Origin of the sequence: Streptomyces sp. NBC_00873, assembly GCF_045207415.1 — a bacterium.
Taxonomy (GTDB): domain Bacteria; phylum Actinomycetota; class Actinomycetes; order Streptomycetales; family Streptomycetaceae; genus Streptomyces.
Genome location: NZ_CP108803.1, coordinates 7935862 through 7961828, shown reverse-complemented (window position 1 = coordinate 7961828; position 25967 = coordinate 7935862). Strand labels below are relative to the sequence as shown.

Annotated in this window: 27 protein-coding genes and 1 pseudogene; 12 read left to right on the top strand and 16 right to left on the bottom strand. The window is 70.3% G+C overall.

Features of this window, described 5'->3' with window-relative positions; translation table 11 throughout:
• Positions 1-246 precede the first annotated feature (246 nt).
• Positions 247-2109 carry an APC family permease gene (locus tag OH809_RS36735; RefSeq protein ID WP_406417021.1) on the bottom strand — a complete coding sequence of 621 codons (1863 nt, stop codon included), beginning with the start codon at positions 2107-2109 and terminating at the stop codon, positions 247-249.
• 220 nt (positions 2110-2329) lie between these two features.
• On the opposite strand from OH809_RS36735, the gene OH809_RS36730 reads away from it, so the two are divergent.
• Both OH809_RS36730 and lepB read left to right on the top strand, forming a co-directional pair.
• Positions 2330-2920, top strand: coding sequence for a hypothetical protein (locus OH809_RS36730; protein ID WP_406417023.1), 591 nt, complete (start codon positions 2330-2332; stop codon positions 2918-2920).
• A gap of 121 nt (positions 2921-3041) precedes the next feature.
• Positions 3042-3743, top strand: a complete 702-nt coding sequence (lepB, locus tag OH809_RS36725) for a signal peptidase I (protein WP_406417025.1) — start codon at positions 3042-3044, stop codon at positions 3741-3743.
• 27 nt (positions 3744-3770) lie between these two features.
• On the opposite strand, the gene OH809_RS36720 is transcribed toward lepB, so the two are convergent.
• Entirely contained in the window at positions 3771-4643 is an 873-nt protein-coding gene (locus tag OH809_RS36720) for a PLP-dependent aminotransferase family protein (RefSeq protein WP_406417027.1), read from the bottom strand.
• Positions 4644-4938: 295 nt separating this feature from the next.
• Here OH809_RS36720 and OH809_RS36715 point away from each other — a divergent pair, with 295 nt between their 5' ends.
• On the top strand, positions 4939-5322 hold the full coding sequence (locus OH809_RS36715) for a hypothetical protein (protein WP_406417029.1): 384 nt from the start codon (positions 4939-4941) through the stop codon (positions 5320-5322).
• Here the strand turns inward: OH809_RS36715 and OH809_RS36710 are convergent.
• Positions 5228-6073 (bottom strand): zinc ribbon domain-containing protein, encoded by an 846-nt coding sequence (locus tag OH809_RS36710; protein WP_406417031.1) that lies wholly within the window; start codon positions 6071-6073, stop codon positions 5228-5230. The genes OH809_RS36715 and OH809_RS36710 overlap by 95 nt on opposite strands.
• The gene (locus OH809_RS36705) at positions 6028-6447 is read right to left on the bottom strand and encodes a hypothetical protein (protein WP_406417033.1); all 420 of its coding nucleotides are present in this window, start codon (positions 6445-6447) and stop codon (positions 6028-6030) included. Before OH809_RS36705 ends, OH809_RS36710 begins: the two co-directional genes overlap by 46 nt.
• Before the next feature lie 254 nt (positions 6448-6701).
• On the opposite strand from OH809_RS36705, the gene OH809_RS36700 reads away from it, so the two are divergent.
• The gene (locus tag OH809_RS36700) at positions 6702-6992 is read left to right on the top strand and encodes an MFS transporter (protein WP_406417035.1); all 291 of its coding nucleotides are present in this window, start codon (positions 6702-6704) and stop codon (positions 6990-6992) included.
• Here OH809_RS36700 and OH809_RS36695 read toward each other — a convergent pair.
• The 3 genes from OH809_RS36695 to OH809_RS36685 are packed head-to-tail and all read right to left on the bottom strand — an operon-like array spanning position 6976 to position 9597.
• Positions 6976-7989 carry an NAD(P)/FAD-dependent oxidoreductase gene (locus OH809_RS36695; protein ID WP_406417036.1) on the bottom strand — a complete coding sequence of 338 codons (1014 nt, stop codon included), beginning with the start codon at positions 7987-7989 and terminating at the stop codon, positions 6976-6978. The genes OH809_RS36700 and OH809_RS36695 overlap by 17 nt on opposite strands.
• Complete coding sequence (locus tag OH809_RS36690; protein ID WP_406417038.1) at positions 7986-8522, bottom strand: isoprenylcysteine carboxyl methyltransferase family protein; 537 nt, start codon at positions 8520-8522, stop codon at positions 7986-7988. The genes OH809_RS36695 and OH809_RS36690 overlap by 4 nt, the downstream gene beginning before the upstream one ends.
• Before the next feature lie 7 nt (positions 8523-8529).
• Complete coding sequence (locus OH809_RS36685) at positions 8530-9597, bottom strand: type III polyketide synthase (RefSeq protein WP_406417040.1); 1068 nt, start codon at positions 9595-9597, stop codon at positions 8530-8532.
• A 42-nt stretch (positions 9598-9639) separates the two neighbouring features.
• Here OH809_RS36685 and OH809_RS36680 point away from each other — a divergent pair, with 42 nt between their 5' ends.
• The 5 genes from OH809_RS36680 (at position 9640) to OH809_RS36660 (ending at position 13465) form a co-directional block, all read left to right on the top strand.
• On the top strand, positions 9640-10542 hold the full coding sequence (locus OH809_RS36680) for a UbiA family prenyltransferase (RefSeq protein ID WP_406417042.1): 903 nt from the start codon (positions 9640-9642) through the stop codon (positions 10540-10542).
• A 254-nt stretch (positions 10543-10796) separates the two neighbouring features.
• Entirely contained in the window at positions 10797-11192 is a 396-nt protein-coding gene (locus tag OH809_RS36675; protein ID WP_406417043.1) for a nitroreductase family deazaflavin-dependent oxidoreductase, read from the top strand.
• 610 nt (positions 11193-11802) lie between these two features.
• Positions 11803-12606: a metallophosphoesterase family protein gene (locus tag OH809_RS36670; RefSeq protein ID WP_406417045.1), complete on the top strand. Its 804-nt coding sequence runs from the start codon at positions 11803-11805 to the stop codon at positions 12604-12606.
• A gap of 13 nt (positions 12607-12619) precedes the next feature.
• Entirely contained in the window at positions 12620-12778 is a 159-nt protein-coding gene (locus OH809_RS36665) for a hypothetical protein (protein ID WP_406417047.1), read from the top strand.
• 219 nt (positions 12779-12997) lie between these two features.
• The gene (locus OH809_RS36660; protein WP_406417048.1) at positions 12998-13465 is read left to right on the top strand and encodes a DUF5709 domain-containing protein; all 468 of its coding nucleotides are present in this window, start codon (positions 12998-13000) and stop codon (positions 13463-13465) included.
• Between the two features lie 397 nt (positions 13466-13862).
• On the opposite strand, the pseudogene OH809_RS36655 reads toward OH809_RS36660, so the two are convergent.
• Both OH809_RS36655 and OH809_RS36650 read right to left on the bottom strand, forming a co-directional pair.
• Positions 13863-14060: pseudogene (locus OH809_RS36655) on the bottom strand (aminotransferase class I/II-fold pyridoxal phosphate-dependent enzyme); the annotation flags it as partial.
• 924 nt (positions 14061-14984) lie between these two features.
• On the bottom strand, positions 14985-15629 hold the full coding sequence (locus OH809_RS36650; RefSeq protein WP_406417050.1) for a TetR family transcriptional regulator: 645 nt from the start codon (positions 15627-15629) through the stop codon (positions 14985-14987).
• A gap of 80 nt (positions 15630-15709) precedes the next feature.
• Here OH809_RS36650 and OH809_RS36645 point away from each other — a divergent pair, with 80 nt between their 5' ends.
• Positions 15710-16648, top strand: a complete 939-nt coding sequence (locus OH809_RS36645) for an oxidoreductase (protein ID WP_406424771.1) — start codon at positions 15710-15712, stop codon at positions 16646-16648.
• A gap of 160 nt (positions 16649-16808) precedes the next feature.
• Here OH809_RS36645 and OH809_RS36640 read toward each other — a convergent pair whose 3' ends face one another.
• On the bottom strand, positions 16809-17915 hold the full coding sequence (locus tag OH809_RS36640) for an AI-2E family transporter (protein ID WP_406417052.1): 1107 nt from the start codon (positions 17913-17915) through the stop codon (positions 16809-16811).
• A gap of 761 nt (positions 17916-18676) precedes the next feature.
• On the opposite strand from OH809_RS36640, the gene OH809_RS36635 reads away from it, so the two are divergent.
• On the top strand, positions 18677-19210 hold the full coding sequence (locus OH809_RS36635) for a SixA phosphatase family protein (protein ID WP_406417053.1): 534 nt from the start codon (positions 18677-18679) through the stop codon (positions 19208-19210).
• 149 nt (positions 19211-19359) lie between these two features.
• Here the strand turns inward: OH809_RS36635 and OH809_RS36630 are convergent, their stop codons facing one another.
• The 5 genes from OH809_RS36630 to OH809_RS36610 form a co-directional block, all read right to left on the bottom strand.
• Complete coding sequence (locus tag OH809_RS36630; RefSeq protein ID WP_406417054.1) at positions 19360-19824, bottom strand: zf-HC2 domain-containing protein; 465 nt, start codon at positions 19822-19824, stop codon at positions 19360-19362.
• A gap of 445 nt (positions 19825-20269) precedes the next feature.
• On the bottom strand, positions 20270-21082 hold the full coding sequence (locus tag OH809_RS36625) for an ABC transporter permease (protein WP_406417056.1): 813 nt from the start codon (positions 21080-21082) through the stop codon (positions 20270-20272).
• Positions 21079-22017, bottom strand: a complete 939-nt coding sequence (locus OH809_RS36620; protein ID WP_406417058.1) for an ABC transporter ATP-binding protein — start codon at positions 22015-22017, stop codon at positions 21079-21081. Before OH809_RS36620 ends, OH809_RS36625 begins: the two co-directional genes overlap by 4 nt.
• A 149-nt stretch (positions 22018-22166) precedes the next feature.
• Positions 22167-22865 carry a response regulator gene (locus OH809_RS36615; protein WP_406417060.1) on the bottom strand — a complete coding sequence of 233 codons (699 nt, stop codon included), beginning with the start codon at positions 22863-22865 and terminating at the stop codon, positions 22167-22169.
• Positions 22837-24093 carry a sensor histidine kinase gene (locus OH809_RS36610; RefSeq protein WP_406417062.1) on the bottom strand — a complete coding sequence of 419 codons (1257 nt, stop codon included), beginning with the start codon at positions 24091-24093 and terminating at the stop codon, positions 22837-22839. Before OH809_RS36610 ends, OH809_RS36615 begins: the two co-directional genes overlap by 29 nt.
• A 361-nt stretch (positions 24094-24454) precedes the next feature.
• On the opposite strand from OH809_RS36610, the gene OH809_RS36605 reads away from it, so the two are divergent.
• Positions 24455-25288: a pentapeptide repeat-containing protein gene (locus OH809_RS36605; protein ID WP_406417063.1), complete on the top strand. Its 834-nt coding sequence runs from the start codon at positions 24455-24457 to the stop codon at positions 25286-25288.
• Between the two features lie 125 nt (positions 25289-25413).
• Here the strand turns inward: OH809_RS36605 and OH809_RS36600 are convergent, their stop codons facing one another.
• The gene (locus OH809_RS36600; RefSeq protein ID WP_366134960.1) at positions 25414-25908 is read right to left on the bottom strand and encodes a lamin tail domain-containing protein; all 495 of its coding nucleotides are present in this window, start codon (positions 25906-25908) and stop codon (positions 25414-25416) included.
• Between the last annotated feature and the right edge of the window lie 59 nt (positions 25909-25967).

Below are 25967 nucleotides of genomic sequence, written 5' to 3'. Positions count from 1 at the left end.
TTCGCGGAAGGCGGCGGGCTCGGCGCGTACCGGCCGGAGGAGGTCGGACCGCTCTCCGTCCAAGTGCCGAACGGCGTCGTCGATCTCCCGGTCGCGGACGAGGCCGAGGCAGTGGCGACGGCACGGCAGTGCCTCTCGTACTTCCAGGGAAAACAGAGCAGTTGGGAGACACCGGACCCGCGCGCCCCGCGCCGCGCCATGCCGGAGAACCGGCAGAGCGGGATCCGGAGCAGCCCCGGGCCCTGGTCAGGCCACGTCCCGGTCCAGCCGGAAGCGGAGTCGGCAGATCACCGCGTCGGTGTCGCGGCGTACCGCATGGGCCACCACCGCACCCCGCTGGTTCTGCAGTACGCGCTGCCAGACGTGGACGGGTTCGACCTCGGGGATCAGCACGGTGACCCGGGTGCCGGGCTCGGCGGCGGTCAGCTCCCGTACGTATGAGGCGATCGGTCGGCCCAACGAACGGCGGTCCGAGTCGACGCGTATCAGGGGCACTCCCGGGTTCCACAGCGCCCAGTCCCGTTCCAGTGCCTCGCTCAGGGCGCTGTCCTCCGGGTCGAGGTGGCAGACCGTGACCGCCCTGACCTCGTCGCCCAGCGACACCGCGGCCGTCAGCGCCTCGCTGGTGAGGCGGGTCAGAGAGGAGACCGGAACGATGATCAACGAGCAGTCGCGGTGCGGCGGTTCGGGGATGCGGCCCACCCCGAGCCGGTCACCGATCTTCCCGTACGCACGGTGCACGAACTCGAACGCGGCGACCAGCAGGGGCAGCACGACAATGACCAGCCAGGCGCCGTCGTGGAATTTGGTGGCGGTGACGACGACGGCGGATACGCCGGTGAGGAGGGCACCGACACCGTTGAGCAGCGCCTTGCCCACCCAACCCTCGCCGTGTGCCTGGCGCCAGTGCAGGACCATGCCCGCCTGCGCGATGGTGAAGCCGACGAAGACACCGATCGCGAACAGCGGCACCAGAGTGTTGGTGTCACCTCCGGAGAAGACAAGAAGCCCAGCGGAGACACCGGCGAGGGTCAGCACACCGTGCCGATGGACCTGACGGTCCGCCTTCAGCCCGAAGACGTGCGGAAGGTAGTTGTCACGGGCCAGCAGCTTCAGCAGCACCGGGAGCCCGCCGAACGAGGTGTTGGCGGAGAGCGCCAGCAGGGTCATGGTGGCGAACTGGATGAGGTAGAAGCCCCAGTTGTGGCCGACGGACGCGTCCGCGAGCTGCGCGAGCACGGTGACGCCTTCCACCGGCTGAAGTCCGAAGCGGGAGATCAGGACGGACAGCCCGACCAGCATCACGCCGAGGAGTGCGCCGAGGGCGATCTCCGCATGCTGGGCGCGGCGGGCGGCCGGGGCGCGGAAGGACGGGACGGCGTTTGCGATGGCCTCGACGCCGGTCAGGGCCGAGCAGCCGGATGCGAACGCCTTGAGCAGGAGCAGCGCGCCGACGGTGGTGGCGTTGTCGGCGAGCACGGAGGCATGACCGGCGGCCGCCTCCGTGGAGACCGGGACGTCACGGAGCAGTCCGACGGCGATCAGTACCAGGATCGAGCCGACGAAGACGATGGTGGGTATGACGAACGCCCGCGCCGAGTCGACGATTCCGCGCAGGTTCACCCCGGTGATCAGGACCAGGACGAGGAGGCAGAGCCACACCCGGTCGCCGTACAGCTCGGGGAACGCGGAGGTGAGCGCCGCGACCCCGGCGGTCACCGCGACGGCGACATTGAGCACGTAGTCCAGGACCAGTGAGGCTGCCGCGACCAGGCTCGTGCGGGCGCCCACATGCGCCTTGGCGACCGCGTAGCTGCCGCCGCCTTCCGGGAAGGCTGCGATCACCTGCCGGTACGAGGCGACGAGCACCGTCAGCAGCGCAGCAATCGCAAGGGTGACCGGGAGAGTGAAGCCGAGCCCGTGCGCCCCGGCGGCAGCGAGGACCAGAACGACGGCCTCGGGGCCGTACGCCACCGAGGCCATCGCGTCGAGCGAGAGCGCGGCAAGTCCGGTGACGACGGTGAGTCTGTGCTGCGCGCCGGTATCAGGGGGTTCCTCGACGTCGGGTCGCGCGCCGCTCGGTGCGGTCTCGGTGGTCGGAGCGGACATGGAACGGACTCCTTCTGTTCAGGTCCGCTCAGGTTGCGCCCGTCCGTGTCGGGCTGCACCCGGCCCTGTCGACTTCTTGCCGTCGGCAGACCGTGTATTCACGCCTTCTTGACTCCGGCCACCGCTGGTCGTCAGACATCCGTCAGGAGATACGGTTCCGGCGTCAGCGGTTCGTCAAGGCGCGCCGACCACCCGTCCCGCTCTCCATAGCCTCTGCGCCATGCAACGACCTGTGCCCGGGGCAGTCCCCGATCCCCACGCGGGCCCTGCCGGCCGCGTCAGCTGTTCCGGCCGTGCCCTCCCGACTCCAGACAGGACGGCGTACGACCGCGAGTGGTCCGGGGACGTCCGCTTCGCGGGCGGCTGCTCCGTCACGCTGCTGGGCCTTCTGCTGGCGGTCGACGCGGCCGCCGGCCGGCTCACCTGGCTTCGTGTTCTGCTGTGGGCGGCGATCGCCGCGGTGCTGTGTGCGGTCCTGGTGCCGCCGCGGGTCTGCGCGGGCACGGGGTGGCTCTCCTCCCGCGGCCTGCTGCGCAGAACGACCGTGCGCACGGACCTCCTGGTGTCCGTACGCTGGTCCGACGGCGTCGCGGAACGCCTGCTGCTCCGGGACGCCCACGGCTGCCGGGTCGAGCTCGACCCCCGGGTGTTCGTCGCCAACCCGGCCCTGTGGCACCGGCTGGACGAGGACGCGCGCACCTGTATGAAGCGCGGGACGCTGCTCTGCGGGGCGACGGCGCTGCGGCAGCTCGGTGACCGTATCGACCGTCGCACGGCCCGGACCGTGTTCGAGGTCTCCGGTCTGGAGTAAGAGGCCTCCGGGTCCGCCGTCCCGTCGTCACGGTCCCCGCTGCATGCCCGGTGACCGGGACCCTCTACGGTATCGCTGCACGTGTGCGGTGAGGGTGATGGCTGTGAGGGGAGATCGGCGGATGCGACGCGCTGGACATGGGTTGTTGATCACGGGGGCCGTACTTGCCGTCCTGGGGATCGTGCTGACCGCGGGGGCGCTATGGACCGTCAGCAGCAGCTACACGACGGTCACTCTCAGGAGCCGGTCCATGGAGCCGACATACGCCCCGGGTCATCGGGTCCTCATCGCGAAGACCGGTGGCGAGAAGACGCGGAAGGGCGATGTGGTCCTCTTCAGCCTGCCCGGCCGTTACCGGGGCGAGGCCGTGATGCAGCGTGTCATCGGGCTCGGGGGCGACCATGTGGTCTTTGACGGGACCCGGTTGACCGTCAACGGGACACCGCTCAAGGAGCCGTATCTGAAGGAGTCGGAGGTCGACGGCGGGCACGGCCCGTACGACGTGAAGGTTCCGGCCGGGCGGATGTTCCTCCTCGGCGACAACCGTGGGAACTCCAACGACTCGCGCTACTTCTCCGGCGAGGACGCCGGAACCGTGCCCGTGACGGCCGTGCGGGGCCGGGCACTTGACAATGCCACCGTGCCGACGGTGCTGGGCCTCGGTGCCCTGCTCGGTGTGGTTCTCGCCCTCGCAGGTGCCGTCTGTGCGCTGGTGGGCGGGCTGACACGGCGGCGCCGGGCAACGGTACCCCCGCCCTTTACCGGGTACGCGGGTGCCGGATATCCCGCTCCCGGGGGTCCGCCGCCCTTCCAGCGCCCCTGACGCGCGGCGCCATGTGACGCGTGGCCCTCAGAGGCTGTCGGCGCCTCGCCCCGCCGCGCCGAGACGGCTGGCGCCCTCGGTCAGTTCGGCAGGGTCCGCAGCGGCGGCAAAACCCAGGCGCAGGTAGGTGTCCGGCGGTTCGGCCGGGTAGTAGCGGCGGCCCGAGTCGACGACCACACCGTGCGCCCGCGCCACCTTGGAGATCGCGAAGTCGGAGTATCCCGACGGGAGTTGGATCCACAGGTGCAGACCCCCCACCGGCAGCCCGGCCACATTCCAGTCGGGGGTCTCGCGGGCCAGCGCACCGGCCGGCACCGCGCAGCGTTCCCGCAGCGCGGTGGACAAGGCGCGCAGGTGCCGCTCCCAGGCGGGTGTGCTGACCAGTTCGACGGCGGCTTCCTGCAGGGGCCGTGCGATGAAGAAGTCCTCGACCGCACGCATCCCCTGCAACCGTCGCATCACCGGGCCGCGGGCGATCACGGCTCCGATGTGCAGGCTCGGCGACGCGGGTTTGGTCAGTGAGGTCAGCTGGACCACGGTGCCGTCCGGGTCGTCGGCGACGAGCGCGCGGGGTACCGGCCGGCCGTGGCCGAGGTTCCGGGCGAAGTCGTCCTCGATGAGGAAGGCGCCGGCGGCGTGGGCCACGTCCACGACCTGGCGTCGTCGTGCGGGCGCGAGCACCGTACCGGTCGGGTTGTGGAACGTCGGCTGGCAGTACAGCAGTCGGGCTCCGGTCATGGCGAAGGCGTCGGCCAGCAGATCGGTGCGGATGCCGTCGCTGTCCATCGGGACGGGTACCGGCCGCAGCCCTGCGGCCCGGGCGGCGGCCAGCGCCCCCGGGTAGGTCGGCGACTCGACCAGAACCGGGCTGCCCGGTGCGGCAATCGCCCGGAACACCATGGACAGGGCATCAGCTCGTCCACGGCGGAGGTGGCCGGTCCCGGGATCGCCGGCATTCTCGTCTCGGTGCTGTCCGCGCCGGCAGCACTGATCGTGGACGCCTTCTCGTACGCGGTCTCCGTGGTCTCGCTGCTGCTGATCCGTACCCCCGAACCACGCCCCCGGCAAGCCGCGAAGCGGCACGTGGGGACGGAGCTCAGGGGACGGTCTACGCTGGGTTCTGCGCGACAGGATCCTCCGGGCGCTGGCGCTCATCGGGTTCTGCTGCAACTTCTCCATGATCACCGTGTGGACCATGTTTCTGCTGTACGGAACCCGGGACCTGCACCTCGACTCGAAGACCCTCGGCGGCATCCTCGCGACCGCTTCCGTGGGAGGGCTGATCGGCGCGGCAATCTCCGGGCGTGTCATCGGACGGTTCCGGCTCGGGCGCGTCTATCTGGTCGCGCAGTCGGCGCTGCTGCTGGGCCCGACGCTGATCGTGACCGCTGCCGGACCCCGCCCGGTGATGATCGGCATGTTCGTCCTGTCCTTCTTCATCACCTACCTGGGCCTGGGCGTGGGCGTCATCATCGTCAGCGTCTCTAGAACTCTGTGGTTGCCTGTGGTTTCCAGGCTTTTCGGGCGCGGCGGCGTGGCCGGGTGCGGTCACCGTTGTGGGGTCCGAACCTCGGGGTGAGGGGGTGGACTTCGGTGGCGTGCAGGTGGTGGAAGCCGGTCCGCTCAGCGGCGCGGGTGCGCCGCCGACAGGTTCTGCGTGAGAGCCGCACCCGGCCGACCGGAAGTTGGTCTTCTGGCTGGTGGGGTGTGGGTACTCCATGACCTGTCACCGGCCCGGTGGGGGTGGGTGTCGTGGTGTCATGCCCCGCCGGACGCTGAACCACCCCGATGGGGGTGGTGGCGGGGACCGTACGCACTTCGGGCATACGGCGGGAAGTCTTCGGGCCCGGAGCCTGCTCTGCGGCAGCGCGCGGGGCGCCTCGGTGCCGGGGACCGGTGGGCCTGCTGGGGGTGGAGCGCCCCTTGCCCGGGGTGATGTTGGTTCCGTCCGGCCGGGGCGGGGCCTGCTCCGCTTGGCGTTGGCGGCGCATACGACGGGTGGTCTTCTTCGGGCGCCGCACCAACGTCATGGTGCCGTCCACGGTGGTGCGGATGGTCCAGGTGTTGGTGGCACGCTCGGTGGTGGTGTGGGTCTGGGCGAGCAGGCCGCGGGAGACGATCCGGCGGGCGGCGGCATGGTCGCGGTCCATGGACAGCCCGCACCCGGCGCAGTGTGCCCATTTCCAGCCTCGCTCACCGAGCCGGTCGGGGGCGGGGTGGTGGGTGAGGGTCGCCAGGCAGCCGGGGCACAGTTTGGAGGTGCCCCGGGCCGGGACGGTGACCACTACCATGCCCGCCTTCGCGGCCAGATGCCGCACCGCCTGGGCCACCGTGCCGCGCACCTGCCCCGACAGGCGGGCATTGCCCTTGCGGTGGCCACGGCGTACTCCTCGGCACCCCGCCGCACCCGGTCCGACACATACACCCCGGCCAGGGGCCGCATCTCCTGCGGCCAGTTCAGGCGGCGTATCGCCATCCATCCCTTGGACGGCAGATCCTCACCCCGCTCGTCGACCCCGGCGGCCAGCACGTCCAGGGAGTCCTCGTCCCACCGGGAAGCCACCAGAGCACCAGTCAGCTCCTGGCTCAACCGGGCCCAAAACCCCACCCGTTCCCACAGCAAGCCCTGCCCGACCCGCTCACCGCTGCCCTCAAGGACACCACGGAAGGCGGTACAGGTGGCCGTCGCCATCAACCTTGCCACACCCACCACCCCGCTTCCCCGCACGAACCCGGCCAGTCCACCGGAGCGGCCGCATTCCGCCGCTCCGATCGGCCTAACGACCGACCATCACACAAAGACACGGCCCGAGCCTCGTCGCCACATACGCACAACAGTGCGCCCTGAAGCGGAGTCCGTGGACGCCCGCCGAGAGCAGGAGCGCGCAATCGACTACCGAATCCTCCAGCCCCCGTGATGCAGCACCGCTACGGCTCCTTAAGCCAATCACCCAACAGTTGAAGACCCTGCGGCAGACCAGTACGCCGCAGTCGATGACGGGGCGGATGACCGCGGTGTTCCGGACGCTGCTGTTCGGTGGCGGCGCTTTGGGCGGTCTGTCCGCCGGTCTCCTGGCCGGCGCCATCGGCGCCAAGGGCGCTCTGACCGTGGCGGCGATCGGCTCCGCCGCCGTGGTGATCGGGCTCGTCGTCTCACCGGTCAGCAGACTGAGCAGGCTGCCGTCGGCGGTGAGGGAGGAAGCTGCTGAGACAGCCACGCCCGGAGAGCCGGTCACGCCAACTGGTTGACCAGGGCGGTGAAGACCGCAGGATGGCGGGTCGCGGCCGGGACGATACGACGGGCGAGTCGCGGGTGCTGACGGACCCGGAGCAGCGACTCGGTGAGCAGGCGGTGGCGCCGGGAGACCTTGCGCCACGCCCGTTCGTACGCCAGTGGGCGGTCGTCCCGGATGCAGCGCACCAGTTGCGCGGCCCCGGCGAGGGCCAGGGAGACCCCTTCGCCGGTGAGCGCGTCGATGTATCCCGCGGCGTCCCCGACCAGCAGGACCCGCCCGGCCGCCCGGGAGCCGACACGCTGGCGCAGCGGTCCGGCGCCGCGCACAGGGGTGGTGGTGCTCGGGGGCAGATGGCGTGAGAGGAGGGGGAAGCGGGCCAAGTGGCTGTCGAACGGTCCGCGTTCCGCGGTCAGGACGGCGACGCCGACCAAGCGCGGGCCGAGCGGCGTGACGTAGGCCTCCGCCCGTGGTGACCAGTGCACCTCGACGCAGTCCGTCCAGGGCTCGATCGCGTAGTGCCGGCGCAGGCCGAATCTGGGGGGTCGCGGATCCGGGCGGTCCAGGCCGAGTTGGCGTCTGATCGGTGAGTGCAGTCCGTCGGCGGCGGCCAGGTAGCGGGCGGTGATGCCGGCTGCGCGGACGCTGTCGGTGCTCTGCCGGATGCCGCCTGCCCGCGCCTGGATCACCGGTACACCGAGTTCCGCCGCTCGGCGGGCCAGGGCGGCGTGCAGTTCGGTGCGCCGGACGCCGCAGCCGGGGGCGGGTGCGAAGAGGGCTTCGGCACTGTGGTGGTCGTCGACGTACCGGATCCCGCGCAGTGGGTGTCCGGCGACGGTGACGCCGAGTTCGGCCAGGGCGCGTACGGCGCCCGGCATGAGGCCCTCACCGCAGGCCTTGTCGATCGGGGTGGGGCGCGGTTCGGTGACCACCGCTTCGAGTCCGGATCCGGCGGCGTGGATCGCGGTGGCGAGTCCGGCGGGACCGCCGCCGACCACCAGCAGGTCGATCACGGCGTTGCCGCAGGGGTCGGCGCCGGGGCGGTCCCGGCCAGAGCGGTGTTCTCGCACCGCACGCGGGTTGCGAGAAGAGGCAGGTTGAGGAGTGTGAAACCGGTCGCGGTGAGCCAGTTGGTGTGTACGAGCGGCAGCGCGGCACCCTCGACGATCACGGCGACGTAATTGGGGTGGTCCATCCATCGGTACGGTCCGGCGGTGACGAGGGGCAGGTCCGGCACCACGATGACGCGGGTGTTCCAGCGCGGCCCCAGCGTGGTGATGCACCACCAGCGCAGCCCCTGGGCACCGAGGGCCAGGACGAGCATCGGCCAGCCGAGCGCGGGCAGGAAGGGGCGGCCGCCCAGCCAGGTCTCCCCCAGGCAGCCGGCCAGCAGCGCGGTGTGGAGGGCGACCATGACGGGGTAGTGCCCGCGCCCGTACTCCGTTCCGGCCTGGCGGCGGCTCCAGGCGGCGTTGCGCCGGGCGGTGACGAGTTCGGCGAGGCGCTCGACGGCGACCACGAGGATGAGGACGGTGTAGGGGATCACGGGGCGGCTACCAGCGGAGGAGGACTTGTTCGGTGCAGAAGCCCGGCCCCATCGCGAGAAGGAGACCGGGCGATCCGGGCGGTGGCGGGTGCAGCGCCAGGGTGTCCCGCAGGATGTGCAGGACGGACGCGGAGGAGAGATTGCCGACCTCGGCCAGCGAACGCCAGGTCGGTTCCAGCGCTCGGGCTGGCAGATCGAGCGTCTCGCGTACGGCTTCCAGGACCTGGGGACCGCCGGGGTGGCATACCCAGGCCGTCACGTCCTGCGTCTTGAGGTCGTGGTCGGAGAGGAAGGAGCGCACCTCGTCGCCGAGCGTCTCGCGTACCAGGTCGGGGAGGTCGGCGCCGAGGACGATACGGAAGCCCGCGTCGCCGATGTCCCAGCCCAGGCTGCGTTCGGTGCCGGGGTAGAGCGTGCTGCGGGTCGCGACCACCTCCGGCCCGCTCTGTTGTTCCCGACGGTGCGGGTGGTCCCGGCCGACCGCGAGGACCGCGGCGGCGCCGTCGCCGAACAGTGCGCCCGCCACCAGGTTCGGCATGGACGCGTCGGTACGTTGCAGGGTCAGCGAACAGAGTTCGACCGAGAGCAGCAGCGCGACCTGTCCGGGATGGCCGTCGAGGTAGTCGTGGACCCGGGCCAGTCCGGCGGCTCCCGCCACACAGCCCAGGCCGAAGATCGGCACGCGTTTCACATCGGGCCGCAACCCGACCCGTCCGGCGAGCCGCGCCTCCAGCGACGGGGCGGCGATGCCGGTGACCGAGGTGGAGATGACCAGGTCGATCTCGCTCGCGTCGAGACCCGCCCGGTCCAGGGCACCGCGCACCGCCTGCTCCCCGAGCCGGAGCGCGGATTCGATGAACGCGTCGTTGGCCTCACCGAAGCCGCTCAGGGAGGCGTACCGCTCCAGGGGCAGGGCCAGATGGCGGCCGCGTACCGTGGCGGACGTGTGCAGGCGTTCCAGCACACCGCGGTCGGCGCCCGATGGCAGGCACATGTCGGCGAAGGCATGGGTGATCTCGGACTGCTCGTACCGGTGTGGCGGGAGCACACCATGGATCGCGATGATTCGCGTCATGCCATCACCATACGGTCGAATAACGTATTTTGATTGAACGTCATGGATCACACTTTTCGGGCAGATTCCGCGTCCGTCTCGGTGCCTGCCTCCGCGCCGGCGGCCGCTCCCCGCCCCGGCCGGGTCGCGGTGGCCCTGTTCCTGTCGGCCCACCCGGCCCCCGCATTGACCGTCTCCGCCCTGATCACCGCGCTGGCCGTGGCCGCGGGACGCGATGCGTCCGGCAGCTGCCTGGTCGCTCTGACCATGCTCACCGGGCAGCTCTCCGTCGGCTGGAGCAACGACTGCATCGACATCGCACGGGACACGGCGGCGAACCGGCGCGACAAGCCGCTCGTGGACGGCGCCGTGAGGGCCCGAACCGTCGCGGTGGCCGCCTGTGCCGCACTTGTCCTGTGCGTCCCCCTGTCGCTGGCGAACGGCGCGACGGCGGGCGGCGCCCATCTGATCGGGGTGGCCGCCGCCTGGTCCTACAACCTGGGACTCAAACGAACACCGTGGTCCTGGCTCCCGTACGCCGCCGCCTTCGGCCTCCTGCCCGCCTTCGTCACGCTCGCGCTGCCGGGCCACCCCTGGCCGGCTACCACGCCAGTGGTCGCGGGCGCGCTCCTCGGCGTCGGCGCGCACTTCACCAACGTCCTCCCCGACATCGACGCCGACCTGGCCGCGGGCGTCCGCGGCCTGCCCCAGCGGTTGGGCCGACGCCGGACCCGTACCGTCGCGGCACTCGCGCTGCTCGCCGCATCGGCCGTCCTCGTCCTCGGCCCACCGGGATCGCCGGACGCGACGGGCTGGACCGGTCTCGTCGTGACCGGGACCCTGGCCGTGGCCGTCTGCCTCCCGCTGCGCTCCGCACCCGACAGCCGCCTGCCGTTCCTGGCCACGCTCGGCCTGGCCGGGACCGACATCGCACTGCTGCTCCTGCACGGCACGGCGCTGGGCTGACCACCCCTCCCACGGACGCCGCAGGCCGCCCGGCTTCTCGACCAGGGGTGTCCGGCGGATCGGGGCCGGACAGGTCGTGGCGTCCGGTGCGGTGCGTCGCGAGGCGGAGGAGCGTCCTCATACTGGACCTATTCGCTGCGTTCCGACACCGCGGCAAGGTGCCGTAGCTGTCGGTTCCGCACCCGCCAGGGATGACGGGACAGTCCTTGGGCCGGCTCCGGCGAAAGCTACCGGCAACGACGGGAGAGTCACCCATGTCGCGCTATCACGAGATGAAGTTCCGGGCGGTCACGACGTTCCAGCGGCGGATCGGCAATCCGGTGCTCCGCCGGCTGCCGAATCAGACCCTCCTGGAGACCACGGGACGCACGTCCGGACTGCCCCGCCGGACCCCGGTCGGCGGCCGCCGGGTCGGCAAGGAATTCTGGCTGGTCTCGGAGTACGGCGAGAAGTCGCAGTACGTACGCAACATCCGGGCGAACCCGGAGGTACGGGTCCGGATCAGGGGGCGCTGGCACGCCGGAACCGCCCATCCGGTCCCGCAGGACGACCCGCACGCCCGGCTCAGGACACTGCCGCGCTTCAACAGCGCGGCAGTCCGGGCGCTCGGCACCGACCTGCTGAGCGTGCGGGTCGATCTCAGCGACTGAGGGCGACCGGCCGGTCCGCCTACCAGCGCTGGTGGATCCCGGCCCGGATACGACGGTCGCAGAGGTCCCGTACCGCTTCCAGCGTCCCCTGCGGCAGCGGCGGAAGCGACGCAGCCGCGCAGGAACGCCGGGCCACGAGGACGAATGGACCTGGGCAGCGTTCGATCCGGCCCCCGACATCGCCCGATCCCCGGGTGTCAGCCCCCTCATCATCGGGCCGGACACACCTTCGCGCGGAACAGGCGTACTCGCCCTGACCCCGCACGGCGTAGCCCACGGCGCGCCGCAGGCGCGTACCGCATCCGAGAGGATCACCGGCTCCGCGGCCGGACCCGTGGGCCCTGCCGGAGTTCGGCGACCACGCCCGGCGTCATGGGGTCTCGTACATTGCCGGGCCAGATGGTTCGATCGGAGCCGGACAGGGCGAACGGGCCTGCCAGGCGCACGGCGTCACGCTCGCCCGCTCCGGTCCGGGACTGTTCCACCACTGACGGGAAGTACCGGGGGACGGCCGGGTGCGAAACCCACGGAACGAGGAGGGCTTGCCCTGAACGGACAGCTGCTGGCGGTCAGTGACCTGCACGTCGCCTACGCCGATAACCGTGCCATCGTGTCGTCCCTGCGTCCCGGCACCGACGCCGACTGGCTCGTCGTCGCGGGCGATGTCGCCGAGAAGGTCGCCGACGTCGAGCAGACGCTGAAGATGCTCAGCGAGCGCTTCGCGAAGGTCGTGTGGGTCCCCGGGAACCATGAGCTGTGGACCCACCCGCGCGACCCCGTGGAGCTGCGGGGCGAGGCGCGGTACCTCCATCTGGTCGAGCTCTGCCGGAAGCTGGGCGTCGTCACCCCGGAGGATCCCTATCCGGTGTGGGAGGACGAAGAGGGGCCGGTGACCGTGGCGCCTCTCTTCGTGCTGTACGACTACACGTTCCGCGCACCGGGAACGACCACCAAGGAGGAGTCCCTCGCCTATGCCCACAGGACCGGGGTCGTCTGCACCGACGAGCACCTCCTGCACCCCGACCCGTACCCGACGCGCGACGACTGGTGCCGTGCGCGGGCACGGCAGACCGAGCTCCGACTGGCCGCCGTTCCGGAGAACCACCGTACGGTCCTGGTGAACCACTATCCGCTGGTGCGTGAACCGACCGATGTGCTGCGGTACCCGGAGTTCGCCCAGTGGTGCGGGACGGAACTCACCCGGGACTGGCACCGCCGCTTCCGCGCCGCGGCCGTGATCTACGGGCACCTGCACATTCCGCGGGTGACTCACTACGACGGCGTGCGGTTCGAGGAGGTGTCGATCGGCTACCCGCGCGAATGGCGGGCCCGCCCGCCGCGCACCCCGCTGCGGGTCGTCCCGTTGTCGTCTCCCTCGGCGGACCGGACCCGCGCGGACAGGGAAAAGGGGTGATCGCGGAGTGCGAGTGATCGGCGCATGCCGCCGATCGGCCGGACCGGCTCCGCCGTCGGCCGAGGCGCCGCGCAGACAGGACTCCTCCGACTTCACCGCCACGGTGACCCGCGAGGTGCTGCGCCGGGCGGAACCTGACCCCGCTCTGCGGCCCCGCGTCCACGTCGGCTGACCTTGGGCCCGGCGGCGCCCGCGCGTATCCGGCCGGCCCCCCATACGGCGCCTCGGAGAGAGATTCTGCCCGTCGACGGCGCATTCCGCTGAGCAGTGCGTCGGGACGCCTGCGCGCTTCCGGTCGTCCCGACGGCCGACACCCCAGATGATGATAGAGAGGACATGGCGCGAAATGGGACGTTTGTCCCGACGATTCATTCGCGACAGTGGAGGTGCCATGGACGGCGACACCACGATGGGTGACGAGGTCTACCAGCCGGACGGCTCGGAGGTGCAGGACGACGCCGGGCTTCTGGACCCGGCCGACACTCTTGACGACAGGGCGGGCCAGGACCCGCTCGACACAGGCTATTCACCCCCTGAGCGGCCATGGGCCGTGGAACACCATGGCGTCACTGCGGCTGAGCAGCGAGAGGGAGAAAGTCTCGACCAGCGCCTCAGCGAGGAGGAGCCGGACGTGTACCCCCCGGACGGGGACGGGATCGGTGATGCCGTCGACACGGACGGTGAGGTCCGGGACGGGGAGGTCGGTGATCTGCGCGCGGGGCGACTGGTCGCGCCCGACGAGGGCGCGCACGGAGACGATGAGAGGTGCATGATCGCGCTCGACATGGGTATCGATGGCGCGGCGGCCTCCGCCGAGGAGGCGGCGGTACATGTGGTCCCCGACCAGAACGAGCAGTAGGCCACTCGTAGGGGCAGCCTGAGCGCTGATGCCCGCGCCTGGGCTCTCGGCAGAGTTCGGACCATGCGCGCTCGATCCTGTCGCAATGAAAAGGGAGACGATCCACGTTCAGTGAACGCGGTCGATGAACTCGGAGGCCAACATCTCAAACCTGTCCTGCACATCGTCAGTGATTCGCCGATAGACCTTGCCACGCACCGTCGCAGCCGTTCCGCCCCGGCCTCCAGGAACGTCAGACTCCGCCCCGGAAAACGGTTGAATCACCCGCCGATCGAGGCGGTCGACCGGCCGCTGGTGCGCCGGGCCCACCGCGCACACGCCGCCGGGTGCACCCGTGACCACGACAGCGGCCCCCGCAAAATCCACCTGCCCCTGCCACCCACGTCGCCTGGCACGGCCCGTTCGATGTGCCGGGCACCGGCGCGACGGGGATGTCCAGCAGGCTCGCCGCGCCGGTGATGCCGACGTACGAGGGGCTGTCGACGAGGAGCACGTCGTCGGGGCCGGTGAACAGCGCGCGGAGCGCGAGCAGGACGGCCTCCTGGCAGCCGACCGTCACGACCACGGAGGCGGGGTCCACCGTCACGTCCTCGTCGTGAAGATGTTCTCGCGCACCCAGTCGCCGATGAAGCGGTCGCCGATGATGTGCGACCGGCCTCCGCCTTGCGATGCACGCACCCCAGCCCCGCTCGTTCACCCACCCCCCAATTGCCGGTCGGTCATGGCCGGGCGGGTTCCAGGTGCCCTGACGCTTGCCGCGCGAGTTCGGCCCCTTCAAGTCCTGCGGACAGATCAGCGCCGTGGCACCGGTCGGTGTACCGTCCACCAGCGGCTGGCAGTTGTACCGCTCGCTGCGGGGCTGGGTGCAGGCGCCCCCCTCGGTGTCGGGGAGCAACGGAGGCCGGTCCGCGCTGCGGTCGATTTCGACCCAGTGCTTCTCCACCTTGTCGTCGTCGCCGAATGTCTGATCCGAGATCCAGTCGGTGGCCATGTCCGATGGGCTCTCGAAGCCGGCGAGATCGGCAACCGCACTCACACCGGTGCTGAACAGGTTGCGCTTTCCGATCGTCTTGAATCCGAACTTGAAGAATCCCTTGACGCCGCCGCTGGTGGCTTCTGTGTAGGTCCCCTTCGCGGCCTCCTCGATGGTGTCGATGACACCATCGAAGGACAGTGCCCGTCGATCTCCACCGAGGACGGATTGCCGCCCGCGAACGCGTACCGTGGGACTGTAAAACGTACCCGGAAGGCAGGTGCCCTGCCGCCTTTCCTGAGGGCTGTCCCGTAATCCCTGACGGGCGCACGAGGACAGCTACGGCACCGCGCCGCGTTGTCGGAACACCCGACACATGCGGAGCTGCAGCGGTTCCGGGCACGTGCACCCGCGGCTGGACACCGGCCAGGGTGCCGGGGTCAGCGGCATGCCGGTTTCCGGCCCTGCGGGTGAGGTGCGGTGTGGCGCAGCCGTTGCCTCGGCCGGTGCATCGGCAGGCCCACGGAGACCGCCGGCGCAGCCGGCTCAGGCATCGTGGGGCATGTGCCCGGAAGAGGCTCGCCGTTCGACGACGTCCAACGCCGGGGCGATCACCCTGAAGGCCCGGTCGGTCAGCTCGGCGGGGTCCTCGGCACCCTCGCTGCTGCTCCACCGTTGCAGCACGGCGCCGAAGGCCGTCAGCGCCATCCCGGCGGCCAGCTGCGGGTACAGATCGGTGTCGGGGTCTAGCTCCAGGCGGCGCGCCAACTCCGTCGTCAGGTCATCGCGCCACTGCGCCTGGCGCTCCAGAAAGCGTGCGTGCAGGGCGGGGGTACGCAGAATCAGCTGCACCACTCGCAGGGCCCTGTCGGATGGGTCGCCGCAGGCAGCCATGGAGACCCAGACGGCGTGCTGCAGCGCCACGGAGGGCCGTTCCTCGATGGGGCGGGCCGTCAACTCCGCGTGCATGCCGATGCCCATGTCGGCCAGAAACTGGACAACCACGTCCTCCTTGGACGCGAAGTACCGGAAGAAGGTGCGCTTGGACACTCCGGCCGTGGCCACGATCTCGTCGATGGTGACCGCGTCGAACCCCTTCAGCGCCAGCAGCTGCAGCGCCGCTTCGGTCAGCTCGTTCGAGACGAGCTGACGCTTGCGCTGGGCCAGGCTGATTTCGGGGTGGGAACTCACCGGTCAATCGTAGCGTCATGCCACGCATGACACTCAGTAGCAACTTGACACCAAGTGCCATGGGCGACAACATCTGCCATATGACACAGGAGCAGCGCTGGACTGTCGAGCAGATCCCGGACCAGACCAAGCGGGTGTTCGTCGTCACCGGAGCCAACAGCGGCCTCGGTCTGGCGACCACCCGGGCGCTCGCCCGCCAGGGCGGGCACGTGATCCTTGCGGTGCGCGACGAGGAAAAAGGTCACCGAGCGGTCGCAGAGATCACCGCCGAGCAGCCGGGCGCCTGCCTCGAAGTGCGCCACCTCGACCTGGCCGATCTCGACTCGGTCCGCGCCTTCGCCGATCAGTTGAAAACCGACCATCCACGGCTGGATGTGCTCGTCAACAACGCCGGTGTGATGGCGCCGCCTCGATCGCTGAGCACGCAGGGCCACGAGTTGCAGTTCGCCTGCAACCACCTTGGCCACTTCGCGCTCACCGGATTACTGCTCGACCTGCTGGCCGTCGGGCGCGACCCCCGCGTGGTCACGGTGAGTTCGATCAACCACCGACAGGGCCGCATCCACTTCGACGACCTCGCCGGCGAGCGCAGTTACTCGCCCATGGCCTTCTACAACCAGTCGAAGTTGGCCAACGCCGTCTTCGGATGGGAACTCCACCGGCGACTGACCGAGGCCGGCAGCCCCGTGCGCAGCCTGCTCGCCCATCCCGGCTATACCGCCACCCACCTGCAGATGAGTGCGCCGGTCGCCCTGTGGCGGGTGATATTCGGCCGCATCGGCAACCCGCTGTTCGCCCAGCCCCCGGCCCGCGGCGCGTTGCCACAGCTGTACGCGGCGACCGACCCGAATGCGGAGAGCGGTCAATTCATCGGGCCGGACGGCCTGGCCGAGCTGCGCGGCGGACCGACGCGGGTGCAGTTGTCCCCCGCGGCGGCCGACACCGAGACCGGCCGTCGCCTGTGGGAGCTGTCGGAACACTTGACCGACGTGCAGTTCGCGATTCCGACTCCCGACTGATCAATTGGGGCGCTCACCCCGCCCCGTACGAGGAGCGGCGGCGCCGGGACACAGCTCAGCGGTGACGGTGCCGGGCTTGCGCCGTCGACTTCGCGTACGAGGAGGTAGCGCTCATCGAGGTATTCGCTGGAGGCGCCGTCGAAAATCCGGTCCCGGGTCGCTACACGCCGGGACGGTTCGGCCCTCGTCCCCTGCGCATACCGGTCGCCGACCGCGTGCGGGTGGCCTTCGCCTGCGTGGATCCCCGTGCCCGCTGCAGAGCCTGATGGACGGACCAGACGACGGACACCAGCGGAACAATCACCACCGCTCCCAGTACCCCCGCCGCGATCGCTCCACCGATCACCGAGAGTGCGACCACGACTGGATGCAGGCGGACTGCCCAGCTCATCACGATCGGGTGCAGCAGGTGCCCCTCGATCTGGCCGATGATGACGATAAGCGCGATGACAACGGCCGCTACGATCGGGCCCTTTGACGCCAGAGCCACGACGGCAGCCACTGCGAGGGCGATGGGTGAACCGATCAGCGGGACGAAGGCGGCGAAGAACTCCAGCAGCGCCAGCGGAATCGCCAGCGGCACTCCGAGTACGAAGAGGGCAAGTCCCACGAGTACGGAGTTGGTAGTGGCCACCACGACGATGCCGTGGGTGTACCCGGTGAACGTCCGCCACGCCGCTCGGCCCGCGATCTCCATTCGCTCCCGCGCCGTCGCCGGAAGCTGTTCGCACAACCAGTCCCACTGCCGGTCGCCCGAGTGGATGAAGAAGACCGAGCAGAACAGCGCGAGAGCGAACACGGTCATCACCTCCACCAGTCGGCCCACGCCACTGAGCGCCGTACTGATCAGGGTGGACCGATGGCTGGACAGGTACTGTCCGATCCGGACCTGCAAGTCGCTCAGCGCCCCGGGGTTCAACCGGAACGGTGGCTCCTCCAGCCACCGCTCGATCCTGGCAAGGCCGTCGCTGAACTGCCGCTCCAGCCCGGCACGTTCTCCGGCGACCGCCTCGCCGACCAGGGACAGCACGCCGAGGACCAGGACGATACTGCCGAGGAGCGTCACTGCCACCGCCAGTGACCGCGGCATCACACGAGCCAGGAGGTCAGCCCCCGGGCGCAACAACGCGGTGACGACCAGGCCGAGGAAGACTGCCACCGCAACCTCGTGGAACCGTCCCAGTACGGAAAAGACGGCGTAGACGACAGCTCCCACGACGAGCGTCCGCCAGGCGTAGGCAGCGGCCGTCCGCAGCGCGGGAGGCACCTGCAGTTCCTGCGCCGGGTCGGCCACTGCGCGCTGCGAGCCCAGGTCCCGACGCGCGGGGCCTCTGATGCCACGCCTCGCCTGGCGCGACGCCGCACGGATCAGGTACCTCCGCCTTCCAGGCCGGGAGCCGGGGTCCGGGTTGTCGGGCTGGAGATGCGATCGCCTGGGCATTCCTTGCTGGTACCAGACGGCGCCGCGTCCCCCCGGCTCCCGCGGCTGCACACTCGCGAAGTCACCCGACAGGCGCAGTCGCTGGTTCCCGGCGGAGATCGGAGGCTGATTGCCCGCAAGGATGGCCACTGGTCAAACAAGCGGGGCCGGGACGGAACTGCGGCAGCAGCCCGGCTGATCACGCCCTCATCGGTGAACTGTCCGTCCGGGAGCGGCACTTTCGCCCGCGGTGGGCCTCCCACCATGCCACCCTCATGAACCCGGTCCGGATCCGGGGTGCTCCCTTGCGCATTCCGCCGGGTGGAGCAATCGACTGGTTCGGTGCCGGATGCCGACCAAGACTGGTCCCGTCAGGGCCGGCCGGTTTCCGGCCTGCCATTAGGAGAACCGACCCATCGAGCTGGAGGGAGCGCCCGTGGGCCTCACGATTCTGCGAGCCGGTCAGGGCAAACGGCTGTTACTCGTCCTCGCGAGCTGCACGCTCGTACCGCGGAGCGCTCCCGGCGCGCTGCCGGCATCCGGGCAAGCAGCGGCGGACGTCAGGCGCGGAGTCGGTGGCATCCAGCCGGCGGAAGCGAGATGAGACCGTGCCCAGGTCCGCGCACACCCGGTTGATCGTGCTGCGGCACGCCAAGTCGGCCTGGCCGGAGGGTGTACCCGACGACGAGCGTCCGCTCGCCGGGCGGGGCCGCCGGGACGCCCCGGCGGCCGGGCGGTGGCTGCGCGAGGCTCGGTGTGTGCCCGATCTGGTCATCTGCTCTACCTCCAGGCGTACCCGTGAGACATGGGAGCTTGTCGCGGCGGAACTCGATGCGGTACCGAAGGCGGTCTTCGAGCCGCGGGTCTACGAGGCAACCGCCTCCGCCCTGCTCGATGTGGTGCGTGCGGTCCCGGAGCGGCGGCGGACCGTGCTGCTGATCGGTCATCAACCAGGCGTACAGGACTTGGTCCTGTCCCTGGCCGGAGAAGGTGACGACCAGGCACTCGCACGGGTCCACGGAAAGTTCCCGACCTCGGCCATCGCCGTGCTCCTGTTCCCGGGCCCGTGGGCCCGGCTCGGACCCGGTACCGCGGCACTCACCGCCTTCGCGATTCCCCGCGGCCTGACCGTCAGGCCTTGAGCACCCCCGCCCCCAGCAGGCCGAACACCAGCGCTCCGACGACGATCCGGTCGTTGACGAGGGCATGGGAGGAGCGCTGGGCAACGAACCTCAACAGCCAGGCGGTCGAGGCGTATGCGACCAGGGAGCCCGGTTGGCACGCCTCGGCCTCACGCGGCCGGCCGGGGTGTGGCCACCCGGCGGAGAGGCTGAGGCGCGGCCCGCCCCTCGGCGCCGTCTGCCGTCGCCCGGGAGCCCTGGGCATCCCTGCCTGCGCACTTCCCGGATTCACCTGACGCACGCGTCCTGCTCACCAACTGGGTGAGCGTGAGCTGCCTGGCCATGACCCCCCGGGCCGGCCGACGCCGACGGGGCTGGGGACGGAGCGTGTGGCAGCCCTCCGCCGGGGCGGGCACGTACATGTGCTGCCGTCGGCCGGTGTCGCGGGCCAGAGCGTCGCGGAGCAGGGGCAGGTGCGCGCTCACCGCTGCGAGGCAGTCGTGTTCGTCCCGGCAGGCGGGGCAGGTCGTCAGGTGGGCGCGGACCTGAGTGGTTTCGTCGGCGGCGAGGGCATTGAGTGCGTATCCGGCCAGCAGCTCACGGATCGTGCCGCATTCCTGGGGTGTGGTGAACATGGCGGGTGTCCTCTCGGTGCGGGGCGGCCGCGCGGTCGGTGCGGCCATGGGGTTCAGGCGCGGGCGTCATCCTGGTCCTGCTCGGTGACGTCCACGGTGGACGTGGTCTGTTCGGCGGTGCTGTCCTGGTGGGTGTGGGTCGCCTTCGATCGGCGGGGCCTCCGCTCTGCGGGCCGGCCCGGCGCCGGGAGAGGAAGACTGCGGCTGCGAACAGCAGCGGGAAGATCCAGGAGATTCAGCCGTGGATCGGGGATGCGGTGGGCGGGCGGCGCAGCGAATGGTGCGCGGTGCCGTGGGCGCCGGGGCCGCGGCCCGAAAGAGCGGGGATGAGCGTGCCTCTCACCATCCGCCCCCGGTGTGTCGGTCAACTCCGGACGGGGCGTGCGGTCGGCGAATCCGGCGGGGCGAACCTGTGGCGCTGTTGTGCGGCGTCGCCCTGCGCCGGTCAGGCGTCGCGTCGCTTGAGGAGCCAGGCCGCGAGGCCCAGGAGGGCGGCTGCGTATCCGGCGAACAGTGACAGACCTGTCCAGGGGGCCATCGCGGGATCAGGGACGACGGAAAGTACGGCTTGTCCGGCGTTGCTGGGCAGGTAGGGGTCGATGCGCTGCGCCCAGTCGGCCGGAAGCAGGGCGCCCAGTCCGGGCAGGACGAGCAGGATCCCCACCAGCGTGGCGATGGCTCCCGCAGAGCTGCGGATGATGGCGCCCAGGGCGACGCCGAACAGTCCGACGACAGTGAGGTAGAGGGCGGTACCGAAAACCACACGGGTGACGCCGGGGTCGGAGAGATGCGTGGCCAGGTGAGCGGAGGACAGGACAGCCTGGCCACCGAAGAAGGCGGCGAAAGAGGCTGCGGTCATCAGGACGAGGACGACGCCGGTGAAGACGGCGGCCTTGGCCACCAGCATGGGCAGCCGCTTGGGGACGGCCGTGAGTGTGGCGTGGATCATTCCGGTGGAGTACTCGCCCGTGAACACCATGACGCCGAGGACACCGATGGCCAACTGTGCGGGCCGGTACATGCCCAGGCTGACCTCGGCTCCGTTGAAGTGCGCAAGTTCCCGCGCGTCGAGGTGGCCTGCCCGCAGGTGACTGACCAGCATGCCCAACCCGACCATCGCTACCACGGCGGTCAGCAAGGTGATCGACGTGGAGCGCACGGTGCGCAGCTTGATCCATTCGGACTTCAGGACCCGCCGCAGGGTCACCTTGCCGGGGCGCGCTGTCGAGCCGAGCGGGTACGTAAGGTACGTAGTCATGACACGCCCCTTACTCCGACCGGCTCGTCGGTGCTGTTGGCGCGGTACTCGACCGCGTCCCGGGTCAGTTCCATGAATGCCTCCTCCAGAGAGATCCTCTGGGGGGAGAGTTCGAGCAGGGTGAGCCCGTGCCCGGCGGCGACCGAGCCGATGTGGTCACTCGTCAGGCCGACTACCTCCAAGGTGTGCGGCGCACAGGAGGTGAGGGTGACGTCCGGACCGGCCAGCAGACGTTTCAAGCGGCCGATTTCCGGGCACCGCACGCGCACCACGGTGTGGGCCGCGCCGCGGGTGAATTCCTCGACCGAGGTGTCGGCGATGAGCCGGCCGCGGCCGATGACGACGAGATGGTCGGCGGTGAGCGCCATCTCGCTCATCAAATGCGACGAGACGAACACCGTGCGCCCCTCCCCCGCCAAGCTCTTGAGGAGATTCCGGATCCACCGGATGCCCTCCGGGTCGAGGCCGTTGACCGGCTCGTCGAGGATGACCGTGGCAGGGTCGCCGAGAAGCGCGCTGGCGATGCCGAGGCGCTGGCCCATGCCCAGGGAGAACCCGCCGGCCCGCTTGTTGGCGACCTCGCGCAGGCCTACGAGGTCGATGACCTCGTTCACGCGCCGGCGGGGGATGCCAGTGGTGGCGGCCAGGGCCAGCAGGTGGTGGTAAGCGGTGCGGCCGGTGTGGATGGCGCGGGCCTCCAGCATCGCCCCGACCTCGCGCAAGGGCGCTTCGTGCATTGCGTAGGGGCGGCCGTTGACGGTGACATGCCCTGCGGTGGGGGCGTCCAGGCCGAGGATGAGCCGCATGGTGGTTGATTTGCCGGCCCCGTTGGGACCGAGGAACCCCGTCACGGTGCCGGGGCGGACCGTGAAGGACAAATCCTCGACGGCGGTTCTGTCGCCGTACCTCTTGGTCAGGCAGTGGGCTTCGATCATTGCGAAACCTCCGTTCACCACCTCACTTTCGCCCGGGGAGGGCCCCTTGCGCATCGTCCCCGTGCAGCGATTCCGGGGTACCACGTCCGTGGTAGGGAGTCCGCCGGCCTACAGCAGGGACGGAACGCGGCACGTACCCGTCCCGGCGATTACGCGGATGTTGCTGAGCGACTCGGCTCCATCGCCGTGCTGACCAGGCCGCTCTGGTAGGCGATGACCACGAGCTGGGCCCGGTCACGAGCCGCCAGCTTGGTCATGGCCCGGTTGACGTGGGTTTTGGCAGTCAGCGGGCTGATGAACAGGCGATCGGCGATCTCTTCGTTCGACAGGCCCAGCGCGACGAGCGCCAGGACATCGCGTTCCCGTGGTGTCAGGCACTCCAGCCGCTCGTGCATGATGGCTGCCGGGCACGCTTCCGGCTGCGTCAGGAATCGCGTGATCAGCGCTCGGGCGGCGGACGGGCACAGCAGCGCTTCCCCGGCGGCGACCGTGCGGACGGCCTCGAGAAGCTCCTCGGGCCGCGCGCCCTTGCCGAGAAAGCCGCTCGCACCCGCGCGCAGCGCCTCGGCAACGTACTCGTCGTCCTCGAAGGTGGTCAGAATGAGTACCTTCACCCCTGCGAGGTCCTCCGACTCGCCGATCAGCCGCGTCGCGGCGAGGCCGTCCATCTCGGGCATGCGGATGTCCATCAGGAGCACATCCGGGTGCTGCGCATGGGCCAGCTCCACTGCCTCGCGGCCGTTGGATGCCTCGCCCACGGTCTCCATGTCGTCCGCAGAATCGAACAGCATCCTGAAGGTGCCCCTCAGCAGGGCCTGGTCATCGGCGAGCAGTACGCGGATCGTCATACCCATCTCTCCTCGGCGGTCCGTTCGTTGCCGGACCGCCCGTGGCCGTTGCGGCTCGCAGGGGCAGATCGGCAGTCACAGCGAAGCCGCCCTGCGGGCGGGCTCCCGCATACAGCGTGCCCCCGACGATGGCAGCCCGCTCGCGCATCCCGATCAGTCCGTGCCCCGTCCCCTGGGTCGGCTGGTGGTGCGGTCCGACGCGTCCGTCGTCCTCGACGGTGATCGTCAGCCATTCGGGGCGGTAATGCAGGAACAATCGGGCGTGGTCCGCGCCGGCGTGCTTGTGCACATTGGTCAGCGCCTCCTGCACGATGCGGTACGCGGCCAGGTCGACCGCCGGCGCCAGAGGTTCACTGATACCGCGCTGACTGTGCCTGACAGCCAGGCCGGCGCCTTCGAACGAGGCCAGTAGGGCCGGTAGCTGCGTCAGACCCGGCATCGGATCGCGCGGCGCCGCCGGATCACCCGACTGCCGTAGCAGGCCTACGGTCACGCGAAGTTCATCCAGCGCCGACCGGCTGGTGTCCCGGATGTTCTCCAGCGCGGCAAGTGTCTGCTCCGGCTGCCGCTCCGCAAGATGGACGGCGACGCCTGCCTGAGCGTTGATCAAGGCGATGTGGTGCGCGACGACGTCGTGCAGCTCGCGCGCGATCCGGACCCGCTCGGCCGCCACCCGCTGCTGTGCCTCCTGCTCACGGGTCCGCTCCGCGTTCTCCGCCCGTTCCTCCACGGCTGCCACATAGGCACGGCGTGACCGCACCGCGTCCCCGATGGCGGCCGACAGAGCCGTCCACGCCAGCATCACCGCCTTCTCCGGCTCCAGCCAGGATCCCGGAGCGAACACCACGGCCGCCCCCACCAGGACGGCGGCCGTGATCGACGTCGTGGTCCAGGTGGTGCGCCGGTCGGTCGTCACCGCCACGGTGTAGACGGACACGTCGACCGGGCTTGCCACCACCGGGCTCTCCCGGAATCCGAGCACCTGAAAGACCACACCGCAGCCGACCGCGATAGCCAGTACGCCGAATGGGTGACGGCGTCGCCACATCAGGGCCGAGCAGCCGACCGCCGCCAGCACCACGCCCTGCCACCGGTACTCGATCCGGTGCTCGTCCGGCACAACAGCAGAAGCCACAACCGACAGCGCGAACAGCACGGCCGACATCAGCGCGTCCATCACGCCAGGCCTGGCTCGTGCTTCCCGCCTCCAACCGTTGATCACTGCCATCTCACCACCGTAAGCGCGGTGGCCGGGTCAGGCATCGTGTCGGTTCGGCGGGGCGGCGCCGGGCACGGCGTCGTTGACCGGGTTGCGTAAGGGCTTGAAGGCCGGGCCGGCGGCCTCCATCGGGGTGGCCACGCCGGAACCGCTCCGGCCAGCGGCCGGGCGGCCATCTCGAGCAGCGGATCCTCCCGGGCAGGCCGTCTCCTGGGGGGAGCGCCGACCACCGATCCATGCGGACTGAGCCCGCCGCCGCCCCCGGGGCCGTGCTCCCGCGGACGGCAGGCACGCGCCGTCTGCGAGAATGGGCGCTCGCCTCGGAGCGCGGCGGACCGCCATGCTCGTCTCGTCACAGGAGAGCACGCAGTTGTCCCAGAAGAACGCGGCCCAGTCCGACAGCAGCGGCCGCAACGATCTGCAGGCCGACTGCGCGAGTTGCTTCGGGCTGTGCTGTGTCGCGCTGCCCTTCGCCCGTTCCGCCGACTTCGCGGTGAACAAGGACGCCGGGCAGCCGTGCGCGAACCTTCAGACGGACTTCCGCTGCGGCATCCACACACGTCTGCGGGAGAAGGGCTTCCAGGGCTGCACCGTGTTCGACTGCTTCGGTGCGGGCCAGAAGGTCTCGCAGGTCACCTTCGGTGGAACGGACTGGCGGCAGGCGCCGGAGACTGCCCGCCCGATGTTCGAGGTCCTGCCGGTGATGCGGCAGCTCCACGAACTGCTCTGGTACGTCACTGAGGCCCTCGATCTCGCGCCGGCCCGCCCCGTCCACCCGGACCTGCGCCGTGCGCTGAAGCGCGTCGACGGCCTCACCCGGGGGGACGCCGCATCGCTCACGGACCTTGACGTGGCGGCGCTGCGCGACGATGTGAACGCTCTGCTGCTGCGGACCAGTGACCTGGTGCGGGCCGAGGTGCCCGGCCGCAAGAAGAACCACCGGGGAGCCCAGCTGATCGGGGCCAGGCTGAGCGGCGCCCGCCTGCAGGGGGCCAGTCTCCGCGGTGCCTGCCTCATCGGGGCCGATCTCAAGAAGGCCGACCTGCGCATGGCCGACCTGATCGGGGCGGACTTGCGCGGCGCCGACCTGAGCGGAGCCGACCTCACCGGGAGCATCTTCCTCACCCAGGCCCAGCTCAACGCGGCCAAGGGCGACTCGGCCACCAAGCTGCCTGCCGCCCTCACCCGTCCCGCCCACTGGTAGCCCGCGGCGGGGCCACGACGACCGCGGTCGCCACGATGCCTGCGCCGCCCGCCGGGCCGCCGGCGAGCCGGCGGCAGAGCACCCACCCTCTGCCGCCGTTCCCTGCGGTCTGCGGTGATGGTGCGTCAGCCGTGGTAGTTGATGTAGCCGTTGCGGTCGGGGTCGGAGCCGCTCTTGGTGTAGGCGTGGACGTCCGCCCGGCTGCCTGACGGCTTGTACAGGTAGATGGTGTCCTTGTCGTTGTTCCAGATGAAGTTGCAGTTCTGGCGGTAGACGACGTTCTTGGCGTCGGAGTCGGTGCCGTGGCCTCCCCGCAGCTTTATGTAGTCGCCGGGCTCGAGGTAGTGGCTGGTCGAGAAGGTGAAGCGGTTGCCCGCGGCGTCCTTGACGACGTAGCCCTTGAGATTGACGGTCGCCTTCGACGAGTAGTTCTTGATCGTCAGGTACTCGTCCTTGGTGTTCCCGGTGGAGCACCTGTTGGAGTCCGGGCCCGGCGCGTCGTACTGGACACCCTTGATCTTCAGCGCCGACGAGTACTCGGCTGCCTGTGCCGGGGCAACGGCAACAGCCGCGATGGCCCCGGCAGCGGCGACAGTGGATATGGCATGGCGTATGCGCATGAGGAAGTCCCCCCAGTGGTGCGGATGAAGCGCCTGGAGCATACACAATCCGTGATGAA